Consider the following 26,023-nt stretch of genomic DNA (forward strand, 5'->3'; position numbering starts at 1 on the left):
GGAAAACTCCGTTTCGCCCGCACAACGGAAAGGTACCAGTCATGACCGATCGCCGCAGCTTCACCGATCCGCTATCGGGCGCGCCCGCGGGGGCGGGATGGGGATGGATCCTTGCCTATGGCATCGTGTCGGTGCTGCTTGGGCTCGCCGCCTTTGCCTGGCCGTTCGCGGCGACGCTGGCCGCGACACTGGTGATCGGCGCGTTCTTCGTCGCGGCGGGCATAGTGTCGCTGGGCGCGGGTATCTTCGGCAAGGGGCATGACGGGCGCGGTTATGCGATCGGCTTCGGGCTGCTGTCGCTCGTCGTCGGCTTGCTGATGGCGTTCGAGCCGGCGACCGGTGCGCTTTCACTGACGCTGATGATCGCGATCTGGCTCGGCGTGCGCGGCGCCCTGGAGATCGGGCTCGGCGCGCGGTTTCGCCGCGGCCGCGGCTTGATGATCGCGCTCGGCGTCGTCAACATCCTGCTGGCGATCTATGTCCTCGTCACGTTGCCCTGGTCGGCGTTGACGCTGCCGGGCTTCATCCTGGGGATCAGCTTCCTGTTCGGGGGCACCACGTCGATCGTGTCGGCGGTGCATCACCGCAAGGGTGCGCCCGCCTTCACAGCACCTGCCGTCTAAAGCAGCGCCTCGATCTCCGCCGCCAGCGCTTCGGGCTTCGTCGTCGGGGCGTAACGGCGGACAACGCGGCCCGTCCGATCTACCAAGAACTTGGTGAAGTTCCACTTGATGCCCTTCGATCCTAGGATGCCGGGTGCGACGGTCTTCAGCCGGTTGAACAAGGGATCGGCATTGGCGCCGTTGACGTCGATCCTGGCGAAGACCGGAAAGGTGACGTCGTAGGTCAGCGAGCAGAAATTGGCGATTTCCGCCGCGTCGCCCGGCTCCTGCGCCCCGAACTGATTGCAGGGGAAGGCGAGCACCGCAAAACCCCGGTCGGCATAGCGGCGATGGAGCGCCTCCAGCCCGGCATATTGCGGGGTGAAACCGCATTGCGAAGCGGTGTTGACGATTAGCAGCACCTGACCGGCCCACCGGTCAAGCGGCACCCGCGCGCCGTCCGCGCCAGCGACCGTGAGCGATGTGATGCCGGTCATGCGTGGCGCTTCAACAGATAATGCAGGTTCGCCTTCACCCCCGGCCATTCGCGATCGAGGATCGAGTAGACGACCGTGTCGCGCAACCGTCCGTCCGCCATCTGCTGATGGCCGCGCAGCACGCCGTCCCTTTTCGCGCCCAGCCGCTCGATCGCGGCCTGGCTGCGCAGGTTGAGCGCATCGGTGCGGATCTGGACGCATTGCACGCCCATCACCTCGAAGCCATGGGTGAGCAGCATCAGCTTCGCCTCGGTGTTGACGCCCGTCCGCTGCACCGCCTTTGCGTAGAACGTGCCGCCGATCTCCAGCCGGCGATGCGCGGGCGCGAGGCGCATGTACCGGGTGGTGCCGACGACGCGGCCGTCCGGCGTTTCGACCGCGAACAGCAAGGCGCGGCCGAAGTCGCGTTCGCGCGAAGCCGCCGCCCACCACCGGTCGGGGTCGCGCATCATCGACACGTTGGCGTAGAAAATGTCCAAAAGGTCGCCCGCGCGCGCAACGTCCGCCAGCGCGGGCAGGTCGTCATGGATCAACGGACGGAGCGTGACATGCCGGCCGATCAGCGTCGGCGTCGCGCTCCACGCCGTCACGCCAGCCGCCCGTCGTGCAGGCGAACGACGCGGTCCATCCGCTGCGCCAGCCGCTCATTGTGCGTCGCGATCAGCGCCGCGGATCCCTCTTCGCGCACCAGCCGCAGGAATTCGGCGAGCACGACGTCGGCGGTCTGTTCGTCCAGATTGCCCGTCGGCTCGTCCGCGAGGATCAGCGCGGGGCGATTGGCCAGCGCGCGCGCTACCGCGACACGCTGCTGCTCGCCCCCCGAAAGCTGGCTCGGCCGGTGCGTCAGGCGATGACCCAGGCCAAGTGCAGAGAGCAGCGCCGCCGCGCGCGCCTCTGCCGCCCCACGCTGTGCACCGTGGATCAGCTGCGGCAGCACGACATTCTCGATCGCGTTGAAATCGGGCAGCAGATGGTGGAACTGATAAACGAAGCCCAGCCGGTCGCGCCGCATCACCGTACGGCCATGCGTATCGAGGCTCGCCGCCTCTTCGCCGCCGATGCGGATCGATCCCTCGAACCCGCCCTCAAGCAGGCCCACCGCCTGAAGCAGCGTCGATTTGCCCGACCCCGATGGCCCGACCAGCGCGACGATCTCGCCCGGCCCGACGGACAGGTCGACGCCGCGCAACACGTCGATCGTCTGACCGCCCTGCGTGAAGCTGCGCGTCAGGCCGCGTGTCTGGAGTACGGCATCATTCATAGCGCAGGACCTGAACCGGATCGGTGCTCGCCGCCTTCCATGCCGGATAGAGCGTCGCGAGGAAGCTGAAGATCAGCGCCATCGCCGTGATGACGATCACCTCGACGGGATCGGTCTTGGACGGCAGTTCGGTCAGATAGCGGATCGAGGGGTCCCACAGGTTCTGTCCGGTCACGAACTGGACGAAATTGACGACCCCCTGCCGATAGAAGAGGAATACCGCGCCCAGGGCGAGGCCGGCGACGGTGCCGAGCGCACCGATCGTCGTGCCGACGACCATAAAGATGCGCATCATGCCGCTGCGCGTCGCGCCCATCGTGCGCAGGATCGCGATGTCGCGCGTCTTCGCGCGGACCAGCATGATCAGGCTGGACAGGATGTTGAACACCGCGACGAGGATGATGATCGACAGGACGGTGAACATCGCGACGCGCTCCACCGCCAGCGCCTGGAACAGCTGCGCGTTCATCGATCGCCAGTCCTGGATGACGGTGCCCGGCGGCAGCTTGTCGCCAAGCGGCGCGAGGATTTCGCCGACCTTGTCCGCATTGGCGGTCTGCACCTCGATCATCCCGACCGAATCGCCGAGCAGGAGCAGCCGCTGCGCATCCTCCATCGGCATCATCACATAGGCCTTGTCATAGTCGTACAGGCCGATCTCGAAGATTGCACCGACGCGATAGCTGACGATCCGCGGCACGGTGCCGAAGACCGTCGTCTGCCCCTGCGGACTGAACAGCTGGATCTCGCTGCCGACGGTCGCGCCCAGCGATTCTGCAAGGCGCGATCCGATCGCGATCTGCCCGCTACCGGGCTTCACGTACGACAGCGAGCCGAGCTTGATGTTGGCGCCGATCGCGGCGCGCATGTCGCTCGTCCGCATGCCGCGTACCAGCGCAGCCTCCGCCCGGCCATTATAGGTGGCGGCGAGCGGCTGTTCGACCAGTGGCACCGCACTCGTCACGCCGGGGGTCGCGCGCGCCTGCTTCACAATGTCCTGCCAGTCGGGCATCCGGCCGCTGACGCTCTGGACCACGGCATGGCCGTTCAGCCCGACGATCTTGTCGAACAATTCGGCGCGAAAGCCGTTCATCACGCTCATCACGATCACCAGCGCGGCGACACCGAGCATGACCGCGACGAGGCTGATCGACGCGACGAGGAAGATGAACGCCTCCCCCTTGCCCGGCAGCAGATAGCGGCGGGCGATCATCCGTTCGTATCGAGAGAGGATCATGGCGACGGGCTGTAGGGTGCGCCCGACCGCCATGCAACGAGATGTTGCGGATTCGACACAGGGTCGATGCAATCGTCGCGACGCCGCGACATAGCCGGTGACAAACAGTGTGACGCAGCCTAGCAAAAACTCATCTGAGACACAGGCAACGGCCGTGGTTCGGGGAACTTGCCGGGACGGCGCAGCGAAACGCGCGACGCTCGGCAAAACTAAAGGGGGCTGACGAGTTTTCGTCACGCAGGCGCCCGGATCGGCAACGGTCCGGGCGTTTGCTGTTGGGACGACACGCCTGCGTTGGCGTATCAGCCGGGCAGAGGACGGGAGCTTCCAAATCGCGTCCCCTGCCCGGCTTTTCGTTTATCGCCGATCGATCCTGAACCGGATCATAACGCGCGCCGGCACCCGCCGCGGGTGTCAGAAGCGCGTCGACAGCGTCACGCCATAGGTGCGCGGGTCGCCAGGCTGACCGACGATAAGGCCCGTATTTCCCGACTGCGTCGACAGCAATTCGAAATAGTGATGGTCGAAGACGTTGCGGACCCAACCGAAGACGTTGATGCCCCCTTCGCGATAGCCGGCGCGCACGTTGGAAAGCGAATAGCCTTCGATCCAGGTGTAGGCCGATGGCGACGGATTGGACGAGAAGCGCGAACGGTAACTGCCGTCGTAACCCACATAGGCTTCGCCGCCCTTCGCCCCGACCGGCAGATTGTATTCGCCCCCGAACGAGAAGGCCCATTTGGAGATGCCGGGCAGCCGCTGACCGGAAATGTCGCATTGCGCGGGACTGTAGGATACTTGCGTGGCGGTGCCGGCCTGCCCCGCCGGGCTCGGCGGGTGCGTCGCATCGGCAGCCGTACCGCCGGACAGCTCGGGCGGGCACGGCGCATTGGTGAAGCGGACGTATTTCGCATCGGTGAAGGCGCCGCTGGCATAGAGGCTCAACCGCTGGCTCGGCCGGTAGCTGGTATCGAATTCGAATCCGCGCGACCGGACCTGACCCGCATTGGCCAGATAGCCGCGGATGACGTTGATCGCATTGTTGTTCACCGTCGCCTGGTAATCGAACACGTCGGTCCAGTAGCCCGCAAGGTTGAGCGTCAGCCGGCGGTCCAGGAACTGGGTCTTGAGGCCGATTTCGTAACTGTTGACCTTTTCCGGCTTCACCGTCTGCGTGGTGAGATCGACGCCGGTGCTGTTCGCGTTGAGCGGCAGGCCGGACAGGTTTATGCCGCCCGATTTGAAGCTGCGCGCATAGGTCGCATAGGCATGGATATCGGCGCTGACGTCATAGGATAAAGTGATGTCGCCGGACGTGTTCCACGCGCTGAACCGCGGACTGTATCGTTGCGGCGCGAGCGTGTTGATCTGATTCTGGAAGGTCGTGCGCGCCGCCCCGGCCGGCGCCGCGGCGAGCAACGCGGCGACGTTGTCCGCGGTCGCGGTGAAGGCATATTGCGCGTTGCGGATGCTCACGATCGATTCGTAGAAACCGGATTTTCGATCGTAGTTGATGCGAAGGCCGGGCTGAATGTGCAGCGCGTCGGTCAATGCCCAGTTGAGCTTTCCGAAGATCGCAAAACTGGTGTTGTCGAAACGGATCGTGTTGGTCGACGTCAGACCGTTGAGCACATTCGGGTTGTTCGCATCGTTGCCCGACAGCAGGAACCGGCTCGCCGCTGGCCCCTGCACCTGCGACCCTTGCGTGTTGATCACCTGATGGAAGACGAACGCGCCGACCGTATAGTCGAGGCGGTTGCTGCCGTTCGAGGCCAGGCGCAGTTCCTGCGACACCTGCTTCTGCTGCGAGGGGTTCTGGGACACGGTCGTGATCGGCAGGCCGGTGAAGTCGCGGTCGTTCTGCGGCTGCCAGTCCCAGTAGCGCCAGGCACTGACCGATGTCAGTGTCGCCGGACCGACATCCCAATCGCCGACCAGGGAGACGCCGCCGATCTCCTGCCGCGAATTGATCCCCGCGTCGAGGTCGGTGACCCGATCGAATGGATCGGTGCTCGGCGGCCGATAGCCGAGCAACGCAGCGAGGGCGGCATATTGGCGTGCGATCGGCCGCTGCGTCGTGCCGACCCGCGCGTAATATTGCACACAGCATAAGGGGTTCTGGACGTTATAATCGCCCGACAGCGTGAAATGCAGCGCATCGGTGGCGTTCCACAGTAGCTGACCGCGCAGGCCGTTATTGTCCTGGCGATGGAGATCGCGGCCCGACGTGATGTCGCGGATCGTCCCTTCGCGCTGCGTCGACGACGCCGACAGCCGGATCGCGACCGTCTGGGTCAGCGGGCCCGAGACGGACGCCTTGGCCTGGACAAACTGATAATTGCCCGCGCTCAGTTCGACGCGCGCCTCCGGCGTGAAGCTCGGCGGTCGGGTGGTGATGTTGAGCGCGCCCGCGGTCGTGTTCTTGCCATAGAGCGTGCCCTGGGGGCCGCGCAGGACCTCGACGCGCTCGACATCGACGAAGTCGAAGGTGGAGGCGCCGATCCGGCCGATATAGACCCCGTCGACGTAGAAGCCGACGCCCTGCTCGATACCGTCGTTGGTCAGGCCGAACGGTGCGCCCAGCCCGCGGATGTTGATCGCGGAATTGCGCGGGTTGCTCGAGAAGAATTGCAGCGACGGCTGCTGTTGCTGCAGCCGGTTGACGTTGAAGGCACCGGTCTTGTCGATATCCGCTCCACCGATCACCGACATGGCGATCGGCACGCGCTGCACCGATTCGGCGCGACGGCGGGCGGTCACCACGATGTCGCCGCTTTGCGTCTGCGGCGCCGGCTTGGCCTGTGCCGCCTCGGCTTCCTGCGCGGGCGAAGGCGGAGCGGACGGCTCCGATGGCGAAGCGGCAACCTGGCCGGCAAGCAGCAGCGCGAGCGTGAGCGTCATTCTTGTCGTCCCCTGAACCTTTTGACGGAAAGTCCATCATTCCGGTGGAGGATCAACACGGCTGGTGCTTGGGCGCGACGAAGCGGAGCTTCACGCTCCGTGATGATAATCGCCTTATCAACGGCTTAGCGACCCTTGAAATGTCCGGAACGCACCCCAAATCCGCGCTGCACGATGCCAAACGGGTCGTGCAGCGGCATCGCACACACGTGGATGCCGGCTCGTTCAATTCGCTTCCATTGGAGGATTTGACCATGCGACTCGATCTGACCCCGTATCGCCGCTCGACCATCGGCTTCGACCGACTGTTCGACCTGCTGGAGGCCAATGCCCGCAGCAATGCGGCAGAGAATTATCCCCCGTTCAATCTCGAGCGTATTGCCGACGACCGGTATCGCATCACGCTGGCGGTGGCCGGTTTCAGCCGCGACGAGATCGAGATTACCGCGCAGCAGAACCTGTTGCTCGTCACCGGCAAGAAGGACGACAAGGGCGGCAACGCCAACTTCCTGCATGTCGGCATCGCGAACCGCAGCTTCGAGCGCCGCTTCGAACTCGCCGACTTCGTCTTCGTCGAGGACGCCCGTCTGAATGACGGTCTGCTCGTCGTCGATCTGGTCCGCGAGGTGCCGGAAGCGATGAAGCCGAAGAGCATCGCGATCAAGACGGGCGCGCCGCTCGCCGCGGTCGAGAACAAGGCGGACGAAGCCAAGGCCGCCTGATAACCGGATCGGCGTCTGTTGCTCCCTTTTCCAGACGTCGTAGGGGCGTCCGGGCCGACGGGTCCGGGCGCCTTTTTCTTTGGATTGGGCGTATCTGGAAACGGGCACAGCCAGCCGCGTCGATACACGCTGCGGGCGCGTGAATGGCGAAACGCGCGATCGACCCGTTGCGCCCTCCCCGGCGAAGGCGGGGGTCTTGTTGGGGTGCTCCAGCAAGCGGGTTATCGCGTCAAACCAACAGCGTCGCCAGGCTGGGCCCCGGCCTTCGCCGGGGAGATATATGACGCGGTCGGTATCGGGCGGTCGGTATCGGTTTGCTTGCCGGGCGAGCGCCGGCAAACCTGCGGCACGCCTTAGACCAGCCGGCTTTGCTTGACCGCCGCGGCGATGAAGCTCGCGAACAGCGGATGCGGGTCGAAGGGCTTGCTTTTCAGTTCCGGGTGGAACTGCACCGCGACGAACCACGGATGGTCGGGCCGCTCGACGATCTCGGGCAGTGTGCCGTCGGGCGACATGCCACTGAACACCAGGCCGCCCTTCTCCAGCGCGTCCTTGTAATGGGTGTTGACCTCGTACCGGTGGCGATGCCGCTCGTGGATCGTCGTGTCGCCATAGATCGACGCCACGACCGAATTGCCCGCGAGCGCCGCTTCATAGGCGCCAAGACGCATCGTACCGCCGAGGTCGCCCGATACCTCGCGCTTTTCCAGCCCGTCACGGCCCATCCATTCGGTGATCAGGCCGACGACGGGCTCTTCGGTCGGGCCGAACTCGGTCGACGAGGCTGCGGCGATGCCGGCCAGGTCGCGCGCGCCCTCGATGCACGCCATCTGCATGCCGAAGCAGATACCGAAGTACGGTATCTCGCGTTCGCGCGCGAACTTCACCGACTTGATCTTGCCCTCCGCACCGCGCTCGCCGAACGCGCCGGGGACGAGGATCGCGTCGCACGGCTCGAGCTGCGGGATGATCTCGTCCGCGTCATTCTCGAACAGTTCGGCATCGATCCAGCGGACGTTGACCTTGACCCGATTGGCAATGCCACCGTGGACCAGCGCCTCGTTGAGCGATTTGTAGGCGTCCTGCAGCCCGACATATTTACCGACGACGCCGATCGTCACCTCGCCCTCGGGATTGGTCAGGCGATCTACGATCTCCGTCCAGCGGGACAGATCCGGCGCGGACGAGGGCGTGATGCCGAAGGCGCGCAGCACCTCCGAATCGAGCCCCTCGCCGTGATATTGCAGCGGCACCGCATAGATGCTCTTGGCGTCGAGCGCCGGAATCACCGCGCTTTCGGGCACGTTGCAGAACAAAGCGATCTTCGCCCGGTCGGACGGCGGCAGCGGCTTTTCGCAGCGGCATACCAGCACATCGGGCTGGACGCCGAGCGCGGCGAGTTCGCGCACCGAATGCTGCGTCGGCTTGGTCTTCAGTTCGCCCGCCGCCGCGATGTACGGCACGAGCGTGACATGGATGCTGATCGCGTTGCCGCGGCCGACTTCGTTCTTCAGCTGGCGAATCGACTCGATGAAGGGCAGCGATTCGATATCGCCGACGGTGCCGCCGATCTCGCACAGGACGAAGTCGAGGTCGTCCGTCTCGGCGCGCGCGAACGCCTTGATCGCATCGGTGACGTGCGGGATCACCTGCACCGTCGCGCCCAAGTAATCGCCGCGCCGCTCGCGCTCGATGATCGTCTTGTAGATGCGGCCCGACGTCACGTTATCCGACTGGCGGCTGGCCACGCCGGTGAAGCGTTCGTAGTGGCCAAGGTCGAGGTCGGTTTCCGCGCCGTCGTCGGTCACATAGACCTCGCCGTGCTGATACGGGCTCATCGTGCCTGGATCGACGTTGAGATAGGGATCGAACTTGCGGATCCGGACGCGATAGCCGCGCGCCTGGAGCAGAGCTGCGAGAGAGGCCGCCATGAGGCCTTTGCCGAGCGACGAAACCACGCCGCCGGTGATGAAGATATACCGCGCCATGGGAACGAACGCCTAGCTTGGATGGGGGGCAAACGACAAGAGCGCGCGCCACACGGACGCGCGTTTATGCGGCGAACCGCGAACCGGATTTAGCGGGCGAGCGGAACCGCGCCGTTATCGACGGGGGCGGTCGCGGGTGCGATGCCGTTCGCGGGGACCGCGGCGGCATCGGCGGGTGCGTTGGGTACCGCATCCTGCTTCGGCGCCGGGATCGTGCGCGCGAGCGATGTATCGATCGTCTGCGTCTGGCGGCTCGCCGCGAGGAAGGCGAGCGCGATCGACATGACGACGAACGCGGTTGCGAGGATCGACGTCATCCGCGTTAGGAAATCCGCCGCGCCGCGCGCCGACATCAGGCCCGACGGGCTGCCGCCCATGCCCAGACCGCCACCTTCCGACCGCTGCATCAGGATCACCGTCACAAGCGCAGCGGCGATGATGGCATGGACGACGAGGAGGAAGGTGAACATCTAGAAACCCGAATTGTCGGTGAAGGCGCGCACATAGGCGGGATGGGCGGGAGGATCAACCGCCCGCGCCGCGCGGCAATCGCCGCCATGGCTCCACGCCCCGTTGGTCCCGGACAGCGGGGAAACCACGCCCGCGACGGCGCGCTAGCGGCGCATTTCGTTAATTTTCTGCGGAAACCTGCGGCATGCCGCGGCGTTATGACCGCGAAACGACGCCCGAAAACGGCGCAGATACGGGTATTTGCACGTGGGAACAGCTGTTCAGTCCTTGTCGACGTGGATGACCGCCCTGGTCGACTACGTCCGGTCCGGCGAACCGGATCTCACCAATCGCCAGATGGCGCTGTTGCTGCTGGTCTACCTCAATCCGGGCCCGCATACGGTGAGGGGCCTGGCGCGTGCGCTAAACGTCTCGAAGCCCGTCGTCACGCGCGCCTTGAACAGATTGGGCGCGCTCGGCTATCTGCGCCGGCAACGCGACGATAGCGACAAGCGCAACATCTTCGTCGCGCGTACTTCCGAAGGGGCAGAGTTTCTTGAAGAGTTCGGGCATTTCCTCGGCGACACCGGATCGCCAGCCCGCCGCGGCGGCGCCCTCCACGCCGCCGGCGTCGGCGCGTAAGGCGTTCAAGCTCACCGGCCGCTCGATCGTTCTCGACCCGCGGACCCATGCCGTGCGTGGCGATCTGGCCGACGTTCGCCTGGCCGATCAGGTATTCGCGCCCCATTATGCCGCTGCTCTGCCCACGCGGGCGCGTGAACGCATGACGGTGTTCGGCGACCGCACACGCCGCGAGCCGATCGGCGAACTCGCCGCCGGCGCGATGTTCGACGTGCTCGAACTGGCGGGGGACCATGCCTGGGGCCGCGCACCCGACCTCGGCCTCGTCGGCTATGTCGACCGGACGAAGCTGGACGCGTGCATATGACCGTCACCGTTTTCATCGATGGTGCGGTCGGCACGACCGGCCTCGACATCCGCGAACGGCTGGGCGCACGCGACGACCTGACGGTGGCCACGCTGGCGGAAGACCGGCGCAAGGACGCCGCCGCCCGCGCCGAAGCGCTGAATGATGCCGATATCGCGATCCTGTGCCTGCCCGACGACGCGGCGCGCGAGGCGATCGCGTTGATCCGCAACGCACGCACGCGCGTCATCGACGCGTCGACCGCGCATCGCGTCGCCGAAGGCTGGACCTATGGCTTTGCGGAGCTGGAGCCCGATCAGGCCGCACGGATTGCGGCGGCGCGTTTCGTCGCCAATCCGGGTTGCTACCCCACCGCGTTTCTCGGCCTGGTACGCCCGCTGGTCCGCGCCGGCCTGATCCCCTCCGACTGGCCGCTGAGCTTCAATGCCGTCTCGGGCTATTCCGGCGGCGGCAAGGGCATGATCGCCGAATTCGAGGAAGGCGGCACGGACACCGCCTTCCGCCCCTACGCAATGGGTGTCGCGCACAAGCATTTGCCCGAGATGCGGGCGCATGCCGGCCTTGCGCAACCGCCGATCTTCGCCCCCGCGGTGGCGCGGCTGCTGCGCGGGATGCTGGGCGAGGTGCCCCTGCCCCTCGCGCATCTGCCGGGCAAGCCGACGCTCGCCAATGTCGAGACCGTCCTGCACGAGGCCTATGCCGACACGCCGCTCGTCACCGTCGCGCCGGGCGATGTCGCCGCGATCGCGATCGAGGAACATGCCGGCACCGACGCGATGACGCTGCGCGTGTGCGGCAACGCCGAAACCGGGCAGTTGCGTCTCGTCGCGACGCTCGACAATCTGGGCAAGGGCGCTGGCGGCGCCGCGGTCCAGAACCTCAATATCATGGCCGGGCTCGACCCGCTCGCCGGCCTCGTCCTTCCTCCCAAGGAGTAGCTACCGCATGCCGCGCAACCCCGTCGCCAAGCTCCTGCTGTTCGGTGCCACCGGCGATCTCGCCAAGCGGATGCTGCTGCCTTCGTTATATGGGCTGCACGCCGACGGGCTGTTGCCGAAGGATCTGACGATCACCGGCTCCGCGCGCGGCGACATGGACGACAAGGGTTATCGCGATCTCGTAAAGAAAGCGCTCGACGAGTTTCTGCCCGCCGATCGCAAGGACGAAAGCGCGCTCGGCACGTTCATGGAACGTATCCAGTTCCAGCCGGCCGACCTGTCCGACCCCAACAGCTTCCAGCCGCTCGCCGACAAGATCGGCGACATTTCGGGCGGCCTCGCCATCTATCTGTCGACCGCGCCGTCGCTGTTCGAATCGGCTGTGGAGGGACTGGAGAAGGTCGGGCTAACCGGATCGACGGTGCGCATCGCACTCGAAAAGCCGCTCGGCTACGACCTTGCCTCGTCGATCGAGATCAACGACACGGTCGCGCGCGCCTTTCCCGAAGACCGTATCTTCCGCATCGACCATTATCTGGGCAAGGAGACGGTGCAGAACATCCTGGCGCTGCGCTTCGGCAATTCGATGTTCGAGCCGATCTGGAACGCGCAGGGGATCGACAACGTCCAGATCACGATCGCCGAGACGGTGGGGCTGGAGGATCGCGCGGGCTATTACGAGGGCGCGGGCGCTTTGCGCGACATGGTGGCCAACCATATGCTACAGCTTGTCGCGCTCGTCGCGATGGAGCCCCCCGCGCTATACGACGGCACGGCGATCCGGGACGAGAAGGCGAAGGTCTTCCGCTCGATGCGCCAGATCAAGCCGGAGGAGGTGCAGGCCTGCACCGTCACCGGCCAGTATGAAGAGGGCGCGGTCGGCGGCAAGGTCGTCAAGGGTTACGACGACGAACTCGGCTACGACAGCGACGTCGAGACGTTCGTCGCGATCAAGGCGCATATCGACAATTGGCGCTGGCAGGGCGTGCCCTTCTACCTGCGGACCGGCAAGCGCATGGCGAAGCGGCGCAGCGAGATCGCGATCCAGTTCAAGCCGGTGCCGCATTCGATGTTTTCGGGCCGCGGCGGGCTGCTTCAGCCCAACACGCTCATCATCCGCCTGCAGCCGGAAGAATATATCCAGCTGTTGGTGATGACCAAGGAACCGGGGCTCGACCGCGACGGCCTGCGCCTGCGCGAAGTACCCCTGAACCTCAGCCTGGACGCGGAATTCGCCGGTGCGCGACGACGCATCGCCTACGAGCGGCTGCTGCTCGACCTGATCGAGGGCGACCAGACGCTGTTCGTCCGCCGCGACGAAGTGGAAGCGCAGTGGAAGTGGATCGACGCGATCCGCGCCGGCTGGGCTGCGAACCAGACCAAGCCCAAGCATTATGCGGCCGGCACCTGGGGCCCCGCGGGCGCGATCGCGCTGACCGAGCGCGACGGCGTGACCTGGCAGGACGATTGAGGCAAAACGCTCACGTCATTTTCTTCGTCATTCCCGCGAAGGCGGGAATCCAGACGCGCGTGCGGTGCGATTGAACCGCAACTTCGTGGGTTCTGGGTCCCCGCCTTCGCGGGGATGACGGTCTTTGGTAAGGCAGTACGACATGACCGAAATCGAATGGTGGGAATATGACGACGCGGGCGAGCTCGCCGACGCGATCGCCGGCGACATCCAGTTCGTCATCGAGAGCGCGATCGACGCTCGCGGCTCCGCGGTGATCGCGCTGGCGGGGGGTAAGACGCCTTTCCCCGCTTATGAAAAGCTCAGCAAGGCGAAGCTCGACTGGAAGCGGGTGACGATCGTGCCCGGCGACGAGCGGATCGTGCCGCTCGGCGACCCGCTGTCCAACGTCACGCAACTCGGAAAGCTGTTCATCCCCAAGGGTGCGCGCGTCATCCCGATCGTGCCCAAGCAGACCGAGGACTATAAGGCCGCGGGCCGCTCCGCCGACGCGCTGATGCAGGATCTGCACTGGCCGCTCGACCTCTGCCTGCTCGGCGTGGGCGGCGACGGCCACACCGCCTCGATATTCCCCGGCCCCGACTTCGACGAGGCGCTGAACGGCCCCAAGGAGCGGCGGATGCTGGGCGTAATGCCCGACCCGCTGCCGCCCGAGGCGCCCGTCGCCCGGGTCACGCTGTCGCGCGCCGCCATCGCCAGCGCACGGGCGCTGATGATCGCGGTGACCGGCCAGGCGAAGCGCGACGTCATCGAAAAGGCCATCGACCAAGGGCCGTCATCGCCCTATCCCATCGGCCGGGTGCTCGCCGACGTCGAGCTGCCCGTCGACATCCACTGGGCGCCCTGACCGGCGCCCCACCCTATCGGACGGATTTCCTCCCCATGAATCCCGCCGTCTCCGCCGTCACCGACCGGATCATCGAACGATCCCGGCCCAGTCGTTCCGCCTATCTCGCGCTGATCGAGCGCAAGCGCGAGAATGGCGTGCGCCGCCCGCAGCTGGGCTGCGCCAACCTCGCGCACGCCTATGCGGGCACCGCCGAGGATCGCGATGCGATGCGCGCCGACGCGGGCATGAACATCGGCATCGTCACCGCCTACAACGACATGCTGTCCGCGCATGCGGTCTATTACCGCTATCCGGAGCTGATGAAGGTCTGGGCGCGAGAGGTCGGCGCGACCGCCCAGGTCGCGGGCGGCGTGCCGGCGATGTGCGACGGCGTGACGCAGGGCTATGCCGGCATGGAGCTGTCGCTGTTCAGCCGCGACACGATCGCGCTCAGCACCGCGATCGCGCTGTCGCATGGCACGTTCGAGGGCGCGGCGCTGCTCGGCATCTGCGATAAGATCGTGCCCGGCCTGCTGATGGGGGCGCTGCGCTTCGGTCACCTGCCGATGGTTCTGATCCCCGGCGGCCCGATGCCGACCGGCATCGCCAACAAGGCCAAGGCGGCGGTGCGCGAACGCTATGCGACCGGCGAGGCGACGCGCGACGAGCTGCTCGATACCGAGATCCAGGCCTATCACGGCAAGGGCACGTGCACCTTCTACGGCACCGCCAACACCAACCAGATGATGATGGAGGTGATGGGCCTGCACATGCCCGGCGCCGCCTTCGTCCAGCCGCAGACCAAGCTGCGCCAGGAACTGACGCGCGCCGCCGTGCACCGGCTTGCCGGGCTCGGCTGGCGCGGCGACGACTATCGCCCGCTGGGGCATTGCGTCGACGAGCGCGCAGTGGTGAACGCCGCGGTTGGCCTGCTCGCCACCGGCGGATCGACCAACCATCTGATGCACCTGCCCGCCATCGCGCGCGCGGCGGGGATCGTCATCGATTGGGAGGATTTCGATCGCCTCAGCCAGGCCGTGCCGCTGATCGCGCGCGTCTATCCGAACGGATCGGCGGACGTGAACGGCTTCGAGGCGGCGGGCGGCATGCCATTCGTGATCCGCGAGCTGCTGTCCGCCGGGCTGCTGCATGGCGACATTCCGACGATCGGCGGCGGCGATCTGTCCGCCTACGCCGAGCGGCCGGTTATGAAGGAGGATGCGCTCGCCTGGGAGCCGGTCGGCGACAGCGGCGACGATACGATCCTGCGCCCCGTGACCGCGCCTTTCTCCGCCGATGGCGGCATGCGCATCCTGACCGGCAATATCGGCCGCGCGTGCATCAAGGTTTCCGCGGTCGACCGGTCGCGCTGGGTGATCGAGGCGCCCGCACGCGTCTTCACCGACCAGAACCAGGTTCTGGCCGCGTTCAAGGCGGGCGAACTGGAGCAGGACGTCGTCGTCGTCGTCCGCTTCCAGGGACCGCGCGCGAACGGCATGCCGGAACTCCACAAGCTTACCCCCCCGCTCGGCGTGCTGCAGAATCGCGGGTTCAAGGTCGCGATGTTGACCGACGGCCGCATGTCGGGCGCGAGTGGCAAGGTGCCGTGCGCGATCCATTGCTCGCCGGAGGCGCTGGGCAACGGCGCGATCGGCAAGGTCCGCGACGGCGACCTGATCCGGCTGGATGCCGAGGCGGGGACGCTGGAGGCGTTGGTCGACGCCGCCGAATGGGACGCGCGCCCGCTCGCCGAGGCACCGCCCCCGGCGGAAGGGATGGGCCGCGAACTGTTCGCGATGTTCCGCACCTTCGCCGACGAGGCGGAGCGCGGCGCGTCGCCGATGCTGGCGGCGGCGGGGCTTTAACGAGCACGATCACCCTCACTCTTCCCGTCGCCGGTCGGCGATGGGCTCCTTGCCTCTCCCAACGGGAGAGGGACGGAGGCGCGAAGCGCCGGAAGGGTGAGGGTGCATAACGATAAATGGAGGGATGAATGCAGATCGTTGCCGTAGACATTGGGGGCACACACGCCCGCTTTGCGATCGCGGAGGTCGAGGGCGGCCGCGTCGTCAGCCTGGGCGAGCCCGTGACGCAGAAGACCGCGGACCACGCCAGCCTGCAGACCGCGTGGCAGGCGTTCGCGGCGCAGCATGACGGCCCCTTGCCCAAGGCCGCGGCGATCTCCGTCGCCTCGCCGATCACCGGCGACGTCATCCGGCTGACCAACAACCCCTGGGTGATCCGCCCGTCGCTGATCCCCGAGCGGCTGGGCGCGGACCTCTATACCGTCATCAACGATTTCGGCGCGGTCGGCCACGCCGTCGCGCAGCTGCCGCACGAGCATTTCGTCCACCTGTGCGGCCCCGACACGCCGATCCCGACCGATGGCATCACGACCGTCTGCGGCCCCGGCACCGGGCTGGGCGTCGCGCAGGTGTTCAAGACGCCCGCGACCTACCACGTGCTCGCGACGGAGGGCGGCCATATGGACTTCGCGCCGCTCGACGCGATCGAGGATGCGATCGTCCGCCGTCTGCGTCGCGCCTATACGCGCGTGTCGGCGGAGCGAATCTGCTCGGGTCCCGGCATCGTCGCGATCTACGAGACGCTGGCGGAGATGGAGGCGCGCACCGTGCCCAGCCGCGACGACAAGACGATCTGGACCGAGGCGCTCGACGGCACCGATTCGATCGCGCTCGCCGCGCTCGACCGCTTCTGTCTGTCGCTCGGCGCGGTCGCCGGCGACCTCGCGCTGGCGCATGGCGCGAAGGGTGTGGTCATCGCCGGCGGGCTCGGCCTCAGGATCAAGGACAAATTGATCCGCTCCGGCTTCGACCAGCGCTTCGTCGCCAAGGGCCGCTTCCAGTCGATGATGGCCGGCATCCCGGTCAAGCTCATCACCCATCCCCAGCCGGGCCTGTTCGGCGCCGCCGCCGCCTTCGCACAACAGCATACCGGCCAATAAGGACGTTTTCGCCATGACCGACATCGCCACCATCATGCAGACCAGCGCCGTCATCCCTGTGCTCGTTATCGACGACGCCGCGACCGCAAGGCCGCTCGCCGAGGCGCTCGTCGCCGGGGGTCTGCGCGTCCTGGAAGTGACGCTGCGCACGGGCGCGGCGATGGAGGCGATTGCGGAGATGAAGCGCGTACCCGGCGCGATCGTCGGCGCGGGCACGGTGGTCAACGAGGCGCAGGCGCGCGACGTCATCGATGCGGGCGTCGAATTCATCGTCTCCCCCGGTCTGACCGAGCGGCTGGCCAAGCCCATCCTCGATGCGGGCGTCGCCTATCTGCCCGGCACTGCGACCGCGGGCGACATCATGCGCGGGCTCGATCTCGGCCTCACCCACTTCAAGTTCTTCCCCGCCGAAACCAGCGGCGGGCTGAAGGCGCTGAAGGCGCTCGCCGCGCCCTTCTACCAATGCCGCTTCTGTCCGACGGGCGGGATCACCGAGGCGAGCGCGCCCGACTGGCTGGCGTTCGCGCCGGTGCTCTGCGTCGGCGGCAGCTGGGTGACGGGCGGCACGATGGCGGAGGTCGAGGCCAAGGCCCGCGCGGCAAGCGCCCTGCGCCGCTAGCGCTGAATCCGGCAGCGCTGAACCGCAGTCGCGCTCGTGCGTACGCAGGACCCCAGAGCCACAGGGGCGACGCTTGCAACCTTGGGCTCCTGCGTGCGCAGGAGCGCGGTTCAGCTTGACTGGACCAGGCTCCAAAGCGTCATGACATCGCGTTGAACCAGCGCCGTCATTGCGAGCGCAGCGAAGCAATCCAGGGCGTCCTGATCCGGCTCTGGATTGCTTCGCTGCGCTCGCAATGACGAAGGCGGGTCCGGCCGATGTCATGATGATCCGAGCCGGGAGAATAGCCGCTCGATCCCCAACCCGCTTGGGAAGGCGGTGACGATCGAGCGGCTCAATACCGTCCCGTCGTAACTCGCAGCAGTTTCGGCGTGGGCCCGAAGTTCAGGCCATAGTCCGTCTCGTCGCCGTTCAGCCAGCGCGTCGCGTGCCAGACGCCGCCGCGCATCTCGCCCTCCTCGACGCGCAGCAGCTGGCCGTGGCGGCCGTCCTTGACTGTCCGGGCCAGCTCGATGCGCACGTCGATCCCGCTGACCAGCCACTGGTCCGGCCCCGTCGCGATCATCATCGCTCGGCCCGATTGCGCGGGCGAATTGGCGAGGATCCCCGGCGTGTCGCCCCATGGCGGCGGCCCGAAGCTCAGTTGCGCTTCCCATCCGTCGGCGAGCGGCAGCACCTGCTTGGCGCGGCCGGGCTCCTCGACCGCGGCATACAGGCGCTTGTCGAACGCCGCTTGTGCGACGACGTCGCGGACGGGATCGAGCAGCGCGAAATTGGCGCGGTGCGCCGCGGTCGCGGCTTCCGCCGCCGGGGTCACCGGGTCGGCATCGACGCCGAACACGGAAAAGCCGACGCCGCCGCGCTGGAGGACGTAGAACAGATAGGGCGCGGTCTTAGCGTCGAAGCCCGTTTCGGACACCCAGGACGGATTGTCGGCGCGCGCATATTGGTCGAGCACCTTGCGATACTCGCCCGCATCGTCGGTGTAGATGTCGGTGCCGATGAAATCGACGGCGGGCGCCGCGGCCTTCCACAGGCCGAGCATCGTCCAGACGGCGCCGCCGCTGGGATAATCGATGCCGGGATATTTCTTGTCCTTGTAGCGCAGCCAGGTGTTCACATAAACGGGCAGCGGATTGACCGCCTTCCCCGCCGCGGCGACCTGATCAATGTAGCGCGCGGTCGCATAGGCGCCGAACGCCTCCTCCGCATCGGGGCCGAACACCGTGCGCCAGTCGCCGGGCTTGCGGCCTAGCTTGGCGACGAGATCGGCCGGAACCGCCCCGGCAAACGCTCGCTCCGCCGCCGCGCCATGGTCGCGCACCGATCCGATCGCGCCGGGCTCGTTCTCCACCTGCACCGCGATCACGCTATGGCGATCGCCATCGACGCTGCGCAGGTGTCGCATCAGCGCGGTGAACGCTGCGCGATCCGCCGCCAGATTGGCGGGTGCGTGCGGCGACAGCACGTCGATCGGCTCGCCGCGCGCGTCAATCATCCGCGGATAGGTGACGGCGTCGCTGCGTATCCAATCGGGCGCATAATGGTTCTGGCCGTTCTTCCAGGTGCCGAACCACAGCAGGATCAGGCGCTTGTCGGTCTTGCGCGCCTGCGCGATCAGGGCGTCGACATTGCTCGTGTCGTAACGGCCCCGCGTCGGCTCGAACTGCTCCCAATAGACGGGTGCCTCGATCGTGTTCGCCGCCATCGCGGTGGCGCCCGCCCAGGCGCGGTCGAGATGCGCGGGCCATGCGCTCGAATTATGCAGCTGCGCGGCGAGGATCAGGAACGGCTTGCCGTCGACGCGCAGCATCATGCGCCCGTCGCGCCACTCGACGCGCGGCATCTCCTCCGCCGCGATCGCAGCGGGAGCGAGGAGCGAGAGCGACAGGGTCGCGGCGATCATCCGTCGGAACAACATGATCGTATACTATATGGTGAGGCGCTGCCGTCAACCGTGCCGCACGGTCGCGCGAGCCCCTGACGCCGCGCTACATCTCGCCGCGTGCGCGGCGGATGGCATACCATTTCTGCACGTTGGCATTGTGCTCAGCAAGCGTGTCCGCGAACACATGGCCGCCGGTGCCGTCAGCGACGAAATACAGCGCCCTAGACTGCGCGGGATCGAGCACCGCATCGATCGACGCGCGCCCCGGATTGGCGATCGGCCCCACCGGCAGCCCGGTTTCGGCATAGGTGTTGTAGCCGTTCTTGGCGTGCAGTTCCGAGCGGAGGATGCGCCGGCCGAGCGGTCGCCCCCTGGTGATCGGGTAGATGACGGTGGGATCGGCCTGCAGCGGCATCCCCGCGCGCAGGCGATTGCCATAGACCGCCGCCACCATGCGCCGCTCGGCGGGCTTGCCGGTTTCCTTCTCGACGATCGAGGCGAGGATGATCGCCTGCTCGGGCGTCGACACCGCGATCCCCGGTTTGCGCTTCGCCCAGGCGGCCTTGAGATAATCGCGCATCGCCTTTTGCATCCGCGCCACGACCGATACGCGCGTGTCGCCGCGCTGGAAGGCGTAGCTGTCGGGCAATACCGATCCTTCCGCCGGCACCGCGACCGCACCGGTCAGCCCGTCCGCCTTCATCAAGGCATCGTGGACGAGCACGGACGGATAGCCTTCCGGCACGACGACGAGCCGCTGGAAGACCTTGCCGCCCTGCAACATCTTCAGGATGTCGGCCTGGCTGGTATGCGCGGGGATGCGATATTCGCCCGCCTTGATCGCTTCGTCGGAGCCGAACAGACGCGCGAGCAATCGGAAGCGGCGCGCCGAGGGGATCGCGCCGGCCCGTTCCAGTTCGCGCGCGGCGCCGGCGAGCGTGCTGCCCTCCGCCACCTGCACCGTCAGCGTGCGCGGCGCCGGGCCGCTGCCGCCCCAGCCGTGCACCACCCAGAAGGCAGCGACGATCGCCACCAGGGCGACCAGCAAACCGACACAGCCGACCTTGCGCACGTTCATCTCCCCGCAGTGCGGATCAGATCGCCTTCATCACCAGCGACGCGTTGGTGCCGCCAAAGCCGAACGAATTGTTCAGCACCGCCTTCACCTCGCGCTTCTTCGCCGTCAGCGGCACCAGGTCGACACCCTCGGTCCCCTCGTCGGGGTTGTGCAGGTTCAGCGTCGGCGGCACGATCTGGTCGCGGAGCGCCAGGATGCAGAAGATGCTCTCCACCGCACCCGCGCCGCCGAGCAGATGCCCGATCGCCGACTTGGTGCTCGACATCGACGCGCCCGACAGATCGTCGCCGAACACGCGCTTCGCCGCGGCGAGCTCGATCGTGTCCGCCATGGTCGAGGTGCCGTGCGCGTTGATGTAACCGATGTCCGACGGCTCCATCCCCGCCTTGCGCAGCGCCATGCGCATCGCGAGCTCGGCGCCCTTGCCCTCGGGATGCGGCGCGGTGACGTGATAGGCATCCCCCGACAGGCCATAGCCGACGACCTCGGCATAGATCTTGGCGCCACGCGCCTTGGCGTGCTCATACTCCTCGAGCACGACGACGCCCGCACCCTCGCCCATGACGAAGCCGTCGCGGTCCTTGTCATAGGGGCGGCTCGCCTCCGTCGGGCGATCGTTCATGCTCATGTTGAGCGCGCGCGCCTGCGCGAAGCCGGCGACGCCGAGCGGATTGATCGTGCTTTCCGCACCGCCCGCCAGCATGATGTCGGCATCGTCGTCGCGGATCATCCGCGCCGCATCGCCGATCGAATGCGCGCCGGTCGAACAGGCGGTGACGACGGCGTGGTTCGGGCCCATCAGGCCATATTTGATGCTCACCTGACCCGAGATCAGGTTGATGAGGCGTCCGTGGACGAAGTGCGGGCTGACGCGGCCGGGGCCGCGCTCGTGCAGGTTGACCGATTCGATCTCGATCCCCGGCAGGCCGCCGATGCCCGATCCGATCGACACGCCCGCGCGCAGCTTCGTCGCCTCGTCCATCTCGGTGAGGCCCGCGTCTTCCAGCGCCTGTCCGGCGGCATCGATGCCATAGACGATGAACGGATCGACCTGGCGCTGCACCTTGTGGTCGACGCGCTTGTCGGGATCGAAGCCGTATTCGTGATCCTTGGGCTTCACCTCGCACGCGATGGTGCACTTCTGCCCCGTGGTATCGAAGCGCGTGATCGGTCCCGCGCCGGACTTGCCCGCGATCAGATTGGCCCATGCGGTCTCGACGTCCGCCCCCAGCGGGGTGACGAGGCCAAGACCGGTGACGACGACGCGACGCATGCTCTTCTTCCTCTCAGGCGCCCTGCCGGCCTCTACCGGCATCCCCCGCCTTGGGGTGGTCCCGCCTGGCGGCGGGACGGCAACTTCACCAAACGCAAAACGGCTCCCCGCCCTCTAGCCGGGGACGGGGAGCCGCTTAGTTCCGGCCCGATGCGATCGATCGGGCGACAGGCCTTACGCCTTGTGCTCGTCGATGTAGGTGATCGCGTCCTTGACGGTCGTGATCTTCTCGGCGGCGTCGTCCGGAATCTCGACACCGAACTCTTCCTCGAACGCCATGACGAGCTCGACGATGTCGAGGCTGTCGGCACCGAGATCGTCGATGAAGCTCGCGTCCTCGGTCACCTTGTCGGCTTCGACGCCGAGATGCTCGACGACGATCTTCTTCACGCGGTCGGCGGTCTCGCTCATGTGTATTCCCTCTTCACGTTGGGGGTGTTTCTAAAAATGACGAACCGCCCGTAGAACGGGGCCGTGCGGCTGGCAAGCGTCTGTTAAGGGTGGCCAAGGACAGTCCGTGCGATCAAGGGGTTGGATGCCCCCGCCCGAGCCTCCCTGCCGATCTTCACACCATCGCCATGCCGCCGTTGACGTGCAACGTCTGGCCGGTGACGTAGCCCGCCTCACGGCTGGCGAGGTAGACGACTGCGGCGGCGATATCCTCGCCCGTGCCCAGGTCGCCCGCCGGGATGCGGCCGAGCAGCGCGCTCTTCTGCGCGTCCGGCAGCACGTCGGTCATCGCCGAACGGATGAAGCCCGGCGCGACGCAGTTCACGGTGATGTTGCGGCTCGCCAATTCCTGCGCCAGCGCCTTCGACATGCCGACCAGGCCCGCCTTGGACGCGGCATAGTTCGCCTGGCCGGGATTGCCGGTCTGGCCGACGACCGAGGTGATCGACACGATGCGGCCGAAGCGCGCCTTCATCATCGGCTTAGCCGCCGCGCGGATCAGGCGGAAGGCGGCTTCCAGATTGACGCGGATCACCTGATCCCATTCGTCGTCTTTCATCCGCATCGCGAGGTTGTCGCGCGTCACGCCCGCATTGTTGACGAGGATGTCGAGCTTCCCGCCCAGCGCCTCGACCGCCTGCGGCACCAGCGCGTCGACCGCGGCGCCGTCAGACAGATTGCACGGCAAGGCGACGTGATCGCCGCCCAGCGACGCGCGAAACGTCTCCAGCTTGTCGGCGTTGCTGCCCGACACGGCAAGCCGCGCACCCTGCGCCGCCAGCCCATTGGCGATCGCGGACCCGATGCCGCCCGATGCGCCGGTAACCAGCGCGGTCATGCCAGTAAGATCGAACATCATGCTACCTTTCAAATCTTCGCGAGAAGCGCTTCGACGTCGTCCATCGTCACGACACTGATCGCTTCCGCGTCGGGGGCGATGCGCTTGACCATGGGGCTGAGCACCTTGCCGCCGAATTCGACGAACTGGGTGACGCCGGCCTCGACCATCGCCAGCACCGATTCGCGCCAGCGGACCATGCCCGTCACCTGATCGACCAGCGCGGTGCGGATCGCGTCCGGCGCCGCGATCGGGGCGGCGTGAACATTGGCATAGACGGGCACGAGGGGCGCGGCGACGTGCGCGTCGGTGAGTGCGGCGGCCATGGCGTCGGCGGCGGGCTGCATCAGCGGGCAGTGGAAAGGCGCGGACACGGGCAGCAGCACGCCGCGCTTCGCGCCCATGTCTTTCGCCAGCGCGACCGCGCGCTCGACGGGCGCGCGGTGGCCCGAGAGGACGACCTGGCTCGGATCATTGTCGTTGGCGACCGTGCAGACCAGCGTCTGGCCCGTGTCGGCGGCGACCGCCTCGACCGCGGCGGCGGCGATCGCATGCGCCTTGTCGAGGTCCGCACCGAGCAGCGCGGCCATCGCCCCCTCGCCCACCGGCACCGCGGCCTGCATGGCCAGGCCGCGCAGCTTCAGCAGGTGCGCGGTCGTCGACAGATCGAACGCCTGCGCCGCGCACAGCGCGCTATATTCACCAAGGCTGTGCCCTGCGACGAAATCGGCCTTGTCGGCGAGGCGGACATTGCCTTCGCGCTCCAGCACGCGCAGCGTCGCTATCGCATTGGCCATGATCGCCGGCTGCGCATTTTGGGTGAGCGTCAGCTCGTCCGCCGGCCCATCGATCATCAAGCGGAAGAGATGTTGGCCCAGCGCCTCGTCCACCTCGCCGAACACTTCGCGCGCGACCGGGCTGGCATCGGCAAGCGCCTTGCCCATACCGACCGCCTGGCTGCCCTGGCCCGGAAAGATGAATGCCCGCATCACGCGCTCTCCTCATAGACTCTGGTGGGCGCCCCTAGGACCGCAGCGGTCCTCGTGCAACCTGAACGAACCTGTCGGAGTTGCGACACGTTGCGACCGTTTTGCGGTTCGTGCGGGAGAGGTATGCGACAAACCATACCCATCTTGCCTGTCGACGCCGCACTGCCGGCGCCGGTTTTTGACGGGAGTATGAAACCATGAAGAAGCTGATCCTGAGCACGCTCGCCGCGACGCTGGTCGCCACCCCGATGCTGGCGACCGCGGCCGAAGCCGCCCCGCAGCAGCGCGAGGTGACGACCGTCCGCGAGCGTCCGAACGGCACCACCGTGGTGACGACGCGGACGTGGCGCACCGGCCAGCGGTTCGACCGCCGCTATGCGCCCAACTATCGCCGGATCGACGAATACCGCACCTATCGCCTGCGCGCGCCGGCGCGCGGCCTGTACTGGGTGCGCTCGGGCCGCGATGCGCTGCTCGTCCGCCCGAACGGCACGATCGTCGAGGTGCGGCCCGGACTCTTCCGGTAAACGCCTTTTCCGGTAAGGTATAAGGCTTGCCTTTCGGCCCACCCATGCTAAGGGCGGCGGATGGAAACGGGGCGGTGGGCGTTTGCCCGCCGCCCCGATTGCATGGACGACAGCCGGAGGGGCGCTGCATGGGGCATGCGTCAGCGATCGGCCAACGAAGGACAAGGCATGGCTCTGTACGAGCACACGTTCCTTGCGCGCCAGGATCTGGCACAGGCGCAGGTGGACGCGCTGGCGGAAACCGCCACGAAGATCATCGAAGACAATGGCGGCAAGGTCGTCAAGACCGAGACCTGGGGCCTGCGCAGCCTCGCCTATCGCATCGCGAAGAACCGCAAGGCGCATTACGTGATGCTCGAGATCGACGCACCGGGTTCGGTGGTCGCCGAGCTGGAGCGCCAGACGCAGATCAACGAAGACGTGATCCGCTACATGACCGTCCGCGTCGACGAGCATGAGCAGGGCCCGACCGTAATGATGCGCAAGCAGGAGCGCGACCGTGAGCGTCGCAGCGACCGTGAGGGTGGCCGTGACGGCGCACCGCGTGGTGAAGGGCGCGGCGATCGTCCCGATCGTGGCCCCCGTCGTGACCGTGAAGAGGAGGCCGCATAATGGCTCGCCCGTTTTTCCGCCGCCGCAAGTCGTGCCCGTTCAGCGCCAAGGATGCGCCGCGGATCGACTATAAGGACGTCCGTCTGCTCCAAGGCTTCGTGTCTGAGCGTGGCAAGATCGTCCCGTCGCGCATCACCTCGGTGAGCGCCAAGAAGCAGCGCGAGCTCGCCCAGGCGATCAAGCGCGCCCGCCATCTGGGCCTGCTGCCCTACGTCGTGAAGTAAGGAGCGAGCCCATGGACGTTATTCTGCTGGAGCGCGTCGAGAAGCTCGGCGCCATCGGCGACGTGGTGAAGGTGAAGGACGGTTTCGCCCGCAACTTCCTGCTGCCGAACAAGAAGGCGCTGCGCGCCAACGAAGCCAACCGCAAGGTGTTCGAGGCGAACCGCGCCCGCATCGAGGCCGACAATGCGTCGCGGCGTACAGATGCGGAAAAGGATGCCGGCGCATTCAAGGACGCGCAGGTCACGCTGATCCGTCAGGCGTCGAACACCGGCCAACTGTACGGCTCGGTCGCGGTGCGCGATCTGGTCGAGGCGCTCGACGCCGCCGGCCACAAGGTGACCAAGAGCCAGGTCGTTCTCGACAAGCCGATCAAGTCGATCGGCGTCTACGACGTGCGCGTCGCGCTGCACCCGGAAGTGTCGGTGACCGTCAAGGTCAACGTCGCCCGGTCGCCGGAAGAGGCCGAGATGCAGGCGCAGGGCGTCGACGTCATGGCGCAGATGTTCGAGCGGGACGAGGCCGGCTTCACCGAGGATTACGATCCCAACGCCGAGCCGGGCGCGACCGCCGAAGTGCAGTCGGAGGAGCAGGCCGAGGGTTGATCCCCTCGCCGCTTCGGCCAGAAAAGAGCCGTCCGGTCCCCGCGACCGGGCGGCTTTTTCGTATCCGCCGTGCCGCCCGCCGGCGTGATTTCGCAACGATGGGACATGCGGCA

General features: G+C 66.9%; 27 protein-coding genes. 14 read left to right on the top strand and 13 right to left on the bottom strand.

All coding sequences use genetic code 11. From position 1 onward, the window contains the following. The first annotated feature begins 41 nt into the window (after positions 1-41). Positions 42-623 (top strand): HdeD family acid-resistance protein, encoded by a 582-nt coding sequence (locus DM480_RS15080; RefSeq protein ID WP_115380320.1) that lies wholly within the window; start codon positions 42-44, stop codon positions 621-623. Here the strand turns inward: DM480_RS15080 and DM480_RS15085 are convergent. The 5 genes from DM480_RS15085 to DM480_RS15105 all read right to left on the bottom strand — a co-directional run bounded on the left by DM480_RS15085 (position 620) and on the right by DM480_RS15105 (position 6,498). Then, positions 620-1,099, bottom strand: coding sequence for a glutathione peroxidase (locus tag DM480_RS15085; RefSeq protein WP_115380322.1), 480 nt, complete (start codon positions 1,097-1,099; stop codon positions 620-622). The two genes, DM480_RS15080 and DM480_RS15085, sit on opposite strands and share 4 nt — an antisense overlap. Then, a complete protein-coding gene (locus DM480_RS15090; protein ID WP_115380324.1) occupies positions 1,096-1,689 on the bottom strand; it encodes a GNAT family N-acetyltransferase in 594 nt (197 codons plus the stop codon). The genes DM480_RS15085 and DM480_RS15090 overlap by 4 nt, the downstream gene beginning before the upstream one ends. Beyond that, entirely contained in the window at positions 1,686-2,360 is a 675-nt protein-coding gene (locus tag DM480_RS15095; RefSeq protein ID WP_115380326.1) for an ABC transporter ATP-binding protein, read from the bottom strand. Before DM480_RS15095 ends, DM480_RS15090 begins: the two co-directional genes overlap by 4 nt. Next, positions 2,353-3,597 (bottom strand): lipoprotein-releasing ABC transporter permease subunit, encoded by a 1,245-nt coding sequence (locus tag DM480_RS15100; protein WP_115381447.1) that lies wholly within the window; start codon positions 3,595-3,597, stop codon positions 2,353-2,355. The genes DM480_RS15095 and DM480_RS15100 overlap by 8 nt, the downstream gene beginning before the upstream one ends. A gap of 414 nt (positions 3,598-4,011) precedes the next feature. Further along, positions 4,012-6,498: a TonB-dependent receptor gene (locus DM480_RS15105; RefSeq protein WP_115380328.1), complete on the bottom strand. Its 2,487-nt coding sequence runs from the start codon at positions 6,496-6,498 to the stop codon at positions 4,012-4,014. Positions 6,499-6,752: 254 nt separating this feature from the next. Between DM480_RS15105 and DM480_RS15110 the strand changes: the two genes are divergently transcribed. Next, entirely contained in the window at positions 6,753-7,220 is a 468-nt protein-coding gene (locus DM480_RS15110; RefSeq protein ID WP_115381449.1) for an Hsp20 family protein, read from the top strand. 353 nt (positions 7,221-7,573) lie between these two features. Here DM480_RS15110 and DM480_RS15115 read toward each other — a convergent pair whose 3' ends face one another. Both DM480_RS15115 and secG read right to left on the bottom strand, forming a co-directional pair. Further along, complete coding sequence (locus DM480_RS15115; RefSeq protein WP_115380330.1) at positions 7,574-9,208, bottom strand: CTP synthase; 1,635 nt, start codon at positions 9,206-9,208, stop codon at positions 7,574-7,576. 89 nt (positions 9,209-9,297) lie between these two features. Next, positions 9,298-9,678: a preprotein translocase subunit SecG gene (gene secG / locus DM480_RS15120; protein ID WP_115380332.1), complete on the bottom strand. Its 381-nt coding sequence runs from the start codon at positions 9,676-9,678 to the stop codon at positions 9,298-9,300. Between the two features lie 280 nt (positions 9,679-9,958). Between secG and DM480_RS15125 the strand changes: the two genes are divergently transcribed. The 8 genes from DM480_RS15125 (at position 9,959) to eda (ending at position 17,429) form a co-directional block, all read left to right on the top strand. Next, the gene (locus tag DM480_RS15125; RefSeq protein ID WP_115380334.1) at positions 9,959-10,300 is read left to right on the top strand and encodes a MarR family transcriptional regulator; all 342 of its coding nucleotides are present in this window, start codon (positions 9,959-9,961) and stop codon (positions 10,298-10,300) included. Further along, positions 10,215-10,607 (top strand): hypothetical protein, encoded by a 393-nt coding sequence (locus DM480_RS18580; protein WP_232834038.1) that lies wholly within the window; start codon positions 10,215-10,217, stop codon positions 10,605-10,607. The genes DM480_RS15125 and DM480_RS18580 overlap by 86 nt, the downstream gene beginning before the upstream one ends. Beyond that, complete coding sequence (gene argC / locus DM480_RS15135; RefSeq protein ID WP_115380338.1) at positions 10,604-11,545, top strand: N-acetyl-gamma-glutamyl-phosphate reductase; 942 nt, start codon at positions 10,604-10,606, stop codon at positions 11,543-11,545. Before DM480_RS18580 ends, argC begins: the two co-directional genes overlap by 4 nt. A gap of 7 nt (positions 11,546-11,552) precedes the next feature. Continuing rightward, positions 11,553-13,016 carry a glucose-6-phosphate dehydrogenase gene (gene zwf, locus DM480_RS15140; RefSeq protein WP_115380340.1) on the top strand — a complete coding sequence of 488 codons (1,464 nt, stop codon included), beginning with the start codon at positions 11,553-11,555 and terminating at the stop codon, positions 13,014-13,016. Positions 13,017-13,158: 142 nt separating this feature from the next. Further along, positions 13,159-13,863 (top strand): 6-phosphogluconolactonase, encoded by a 705-nt coding sequence (gene pgl, locus DM480_RS15145; protein ID WP_115380342.1) that lies wholly within the window; start codon positions 13,159-13,161, stop codon positions 13,861-13,863. 35 nt (positions 13,864-13,898) lie between these two features. Next, a complete protein-coding gene (gene edd / locus DM480_RS15150; RefSeq protein WP_115380344.1) occupies positions 13,899-15,710 on the top strand; it encodes a phosphogluconate dehydratase in 1,812 nt (603 codons plus the stop codon). 128 nt (positions 15,711-15,838) lie between these two features. Continuing rightward, a complete protein-coding gene (gene glk, locus DM480_RS15155; protein ID WP_115380346.1) occupies positions 15,839-16,810 on the top strand; it encodes a glucokinase in 972 nt (323 codons plus the stop codon). Between the two features lie 13 nt (positions 16,811-16,823). Further along, complete coding sequence (gene eda / locus DM480_RS15160; protein ID WP_115380348.1) at positions 16,824-17,429, top strand: bifunctional 4-hydroxy-2-oxoglutarate aldolase/2-dehydro-3-deoxy-phosphogluconate aldolase; 606 nt, start codon at positions 16,824-16,826, stop codon at positions 17,427-17,429. Between the two features lie 334 nt (positions 17,430-17,763). On the opposite strand, the gene DM480_RS15165 is transcribed toward eda, so the two are convergent. From DM480_RS15165 to fabD, 6 genes are all read right to left on the bottom strand, one after another. After that, on the bottom strand, positions 17,764-19,350 hold the full coding sequence (locus DM480_RS15165; protein ID WP_115380350.1) for a DUF5597 domain-containing protein: 1,587 nt from the start codon (positions 19,348-19,350) through the stop codon (positions 17,764-17,766). Between the two features lie 70 nt (positions 19,351-19,420). Further along, on the bottom strand, positions 19,421-20,389 hold the full coding sequence (gene mltG, locus DM480_RS15170) for an endolytic transglycosylase MltG (protein WP_115381451.1): 969 nt from the start codon (positions 20,387-20,389) through the stop codon (positions 19,421-19,423). A 22-nt stretch (positions 20,390-20,411) separates the two neighbouring features. Beyond that, entirely contained in the window at positions 20,412-21,668 is a 1,257-nt protein-coding gene (gene fabF / locus DM480_RS15175; RefSeq protein ID WP_115380352.1) for a beta-ketoacyl-ACP synthase II, read from the bottom strand. 174 nt (positions 21,669-21,842) lie between these two features. Further along, complete coding sequence (locus tag DM480_RS15180) at positions 21,843-22,079, bottom strand: acyl carrier protein (RefSeq protein WP_017979028.1); 237 nt, start codon at positions 22,077-22,079, stop codon at positions 21,843-21,845. Positions 22,080-22,233: 154 nt separating this feature from the next. Beyond that, the gene (fabG, locus tag DM480_RS15185) at positions 22,234-22,974 is read right to left on the bottom strand and encodes a 3-oxoacyl-[acyl-carrier-protein] reductase (protein ID WP_115381453.1); all 741 of its coding nucleotides are present in this window, start codon (positions 22,972-22,974) and stop codon (positions 22,234-22,236) included. An 11-nt stretch (positions 22,975-22,985) separates the two neighbouring features. Next, the gene (gene fabD / locus DM480_RS15190; protein ID WP_115380354.1) at positions 22,986-23,945 is read right to left on the bottom strand and encodes an ACP S-malonyltransferase; all 960 of its coding nucleotides are present in this window, start codon (positions 23,943-23,945) and stop codon (positions 22,986-22,988) included. 197 nt (positions 23,946-24,142) lie between these two features. Between fabD and DM480_RS15195 the strand changes: the two genes are divergently transcribed. The 4 genes from DM480_RS15195 (at position 24,143) to rplI (ending at position 25,910) form a co-directional block, all read left to right on the top strand. After that, a complete protein-coding gene (locus tag DM480_RS15195; protein ID WP_115380356.1) occupies positions 24,143-24,472 on the top strand; it encodes an RcnB family protein in 330 nt (109 codons plus the stop codon). A gap of 168 nt (positions 24,473-24,640) precedes the next feature. Beyond that, positions 24,641-25,084, top strand: coding sequence for a 30S ribosomal protein S6 (rpsF, locus tag DM480_RS15200; RefSeq protein ID WP_115380358.1), 444 nt, complete (start codon positions 24,641-24,643; stop codon positions 25,082-25,084). Continuing rightward, positions 25,084-25,308 carry a 30S ribosomal protein S18 gene (gene rpsR, locus DM480_RS15205; protein WP_007403456.1) on the top strand — a complete coding sequence of 75 codons (225 nt, stop codon included), beginning with the start codon at positions 25,084-25,086 and terminating at the stop codon, positions 25,306-25,308. Before rpsF ends, rpsR begins: the two co-directional genes overlap by 1 nt. A gap of 11 nt (positions 25,309-25,319) precedes the next feature. Next, positions 25,320-25,910: a 50S ribosomal protein L9 gene (gene rplI / locus DM480_RS15210; RefSeq protein WP_115380360.1), complete on the top strand. Its 591-nt coding sequence runs from the start codon at positions 25,320-25,322 to the stop codon at positions 25,908-25,910. The last annotated feature ends 113 nt before the right edge of the window (positions 25,911-26,023 follow it).

This window comes from Sphingomonas sp. FARSPH, assembly GCF_003355005.1.
Taxonomy (GTDB): Bacteria; Pseudomonadota; Alphaproteobacteria; order Sphingomonadales; family Sphingomonadaceae; genus Sphingomonas.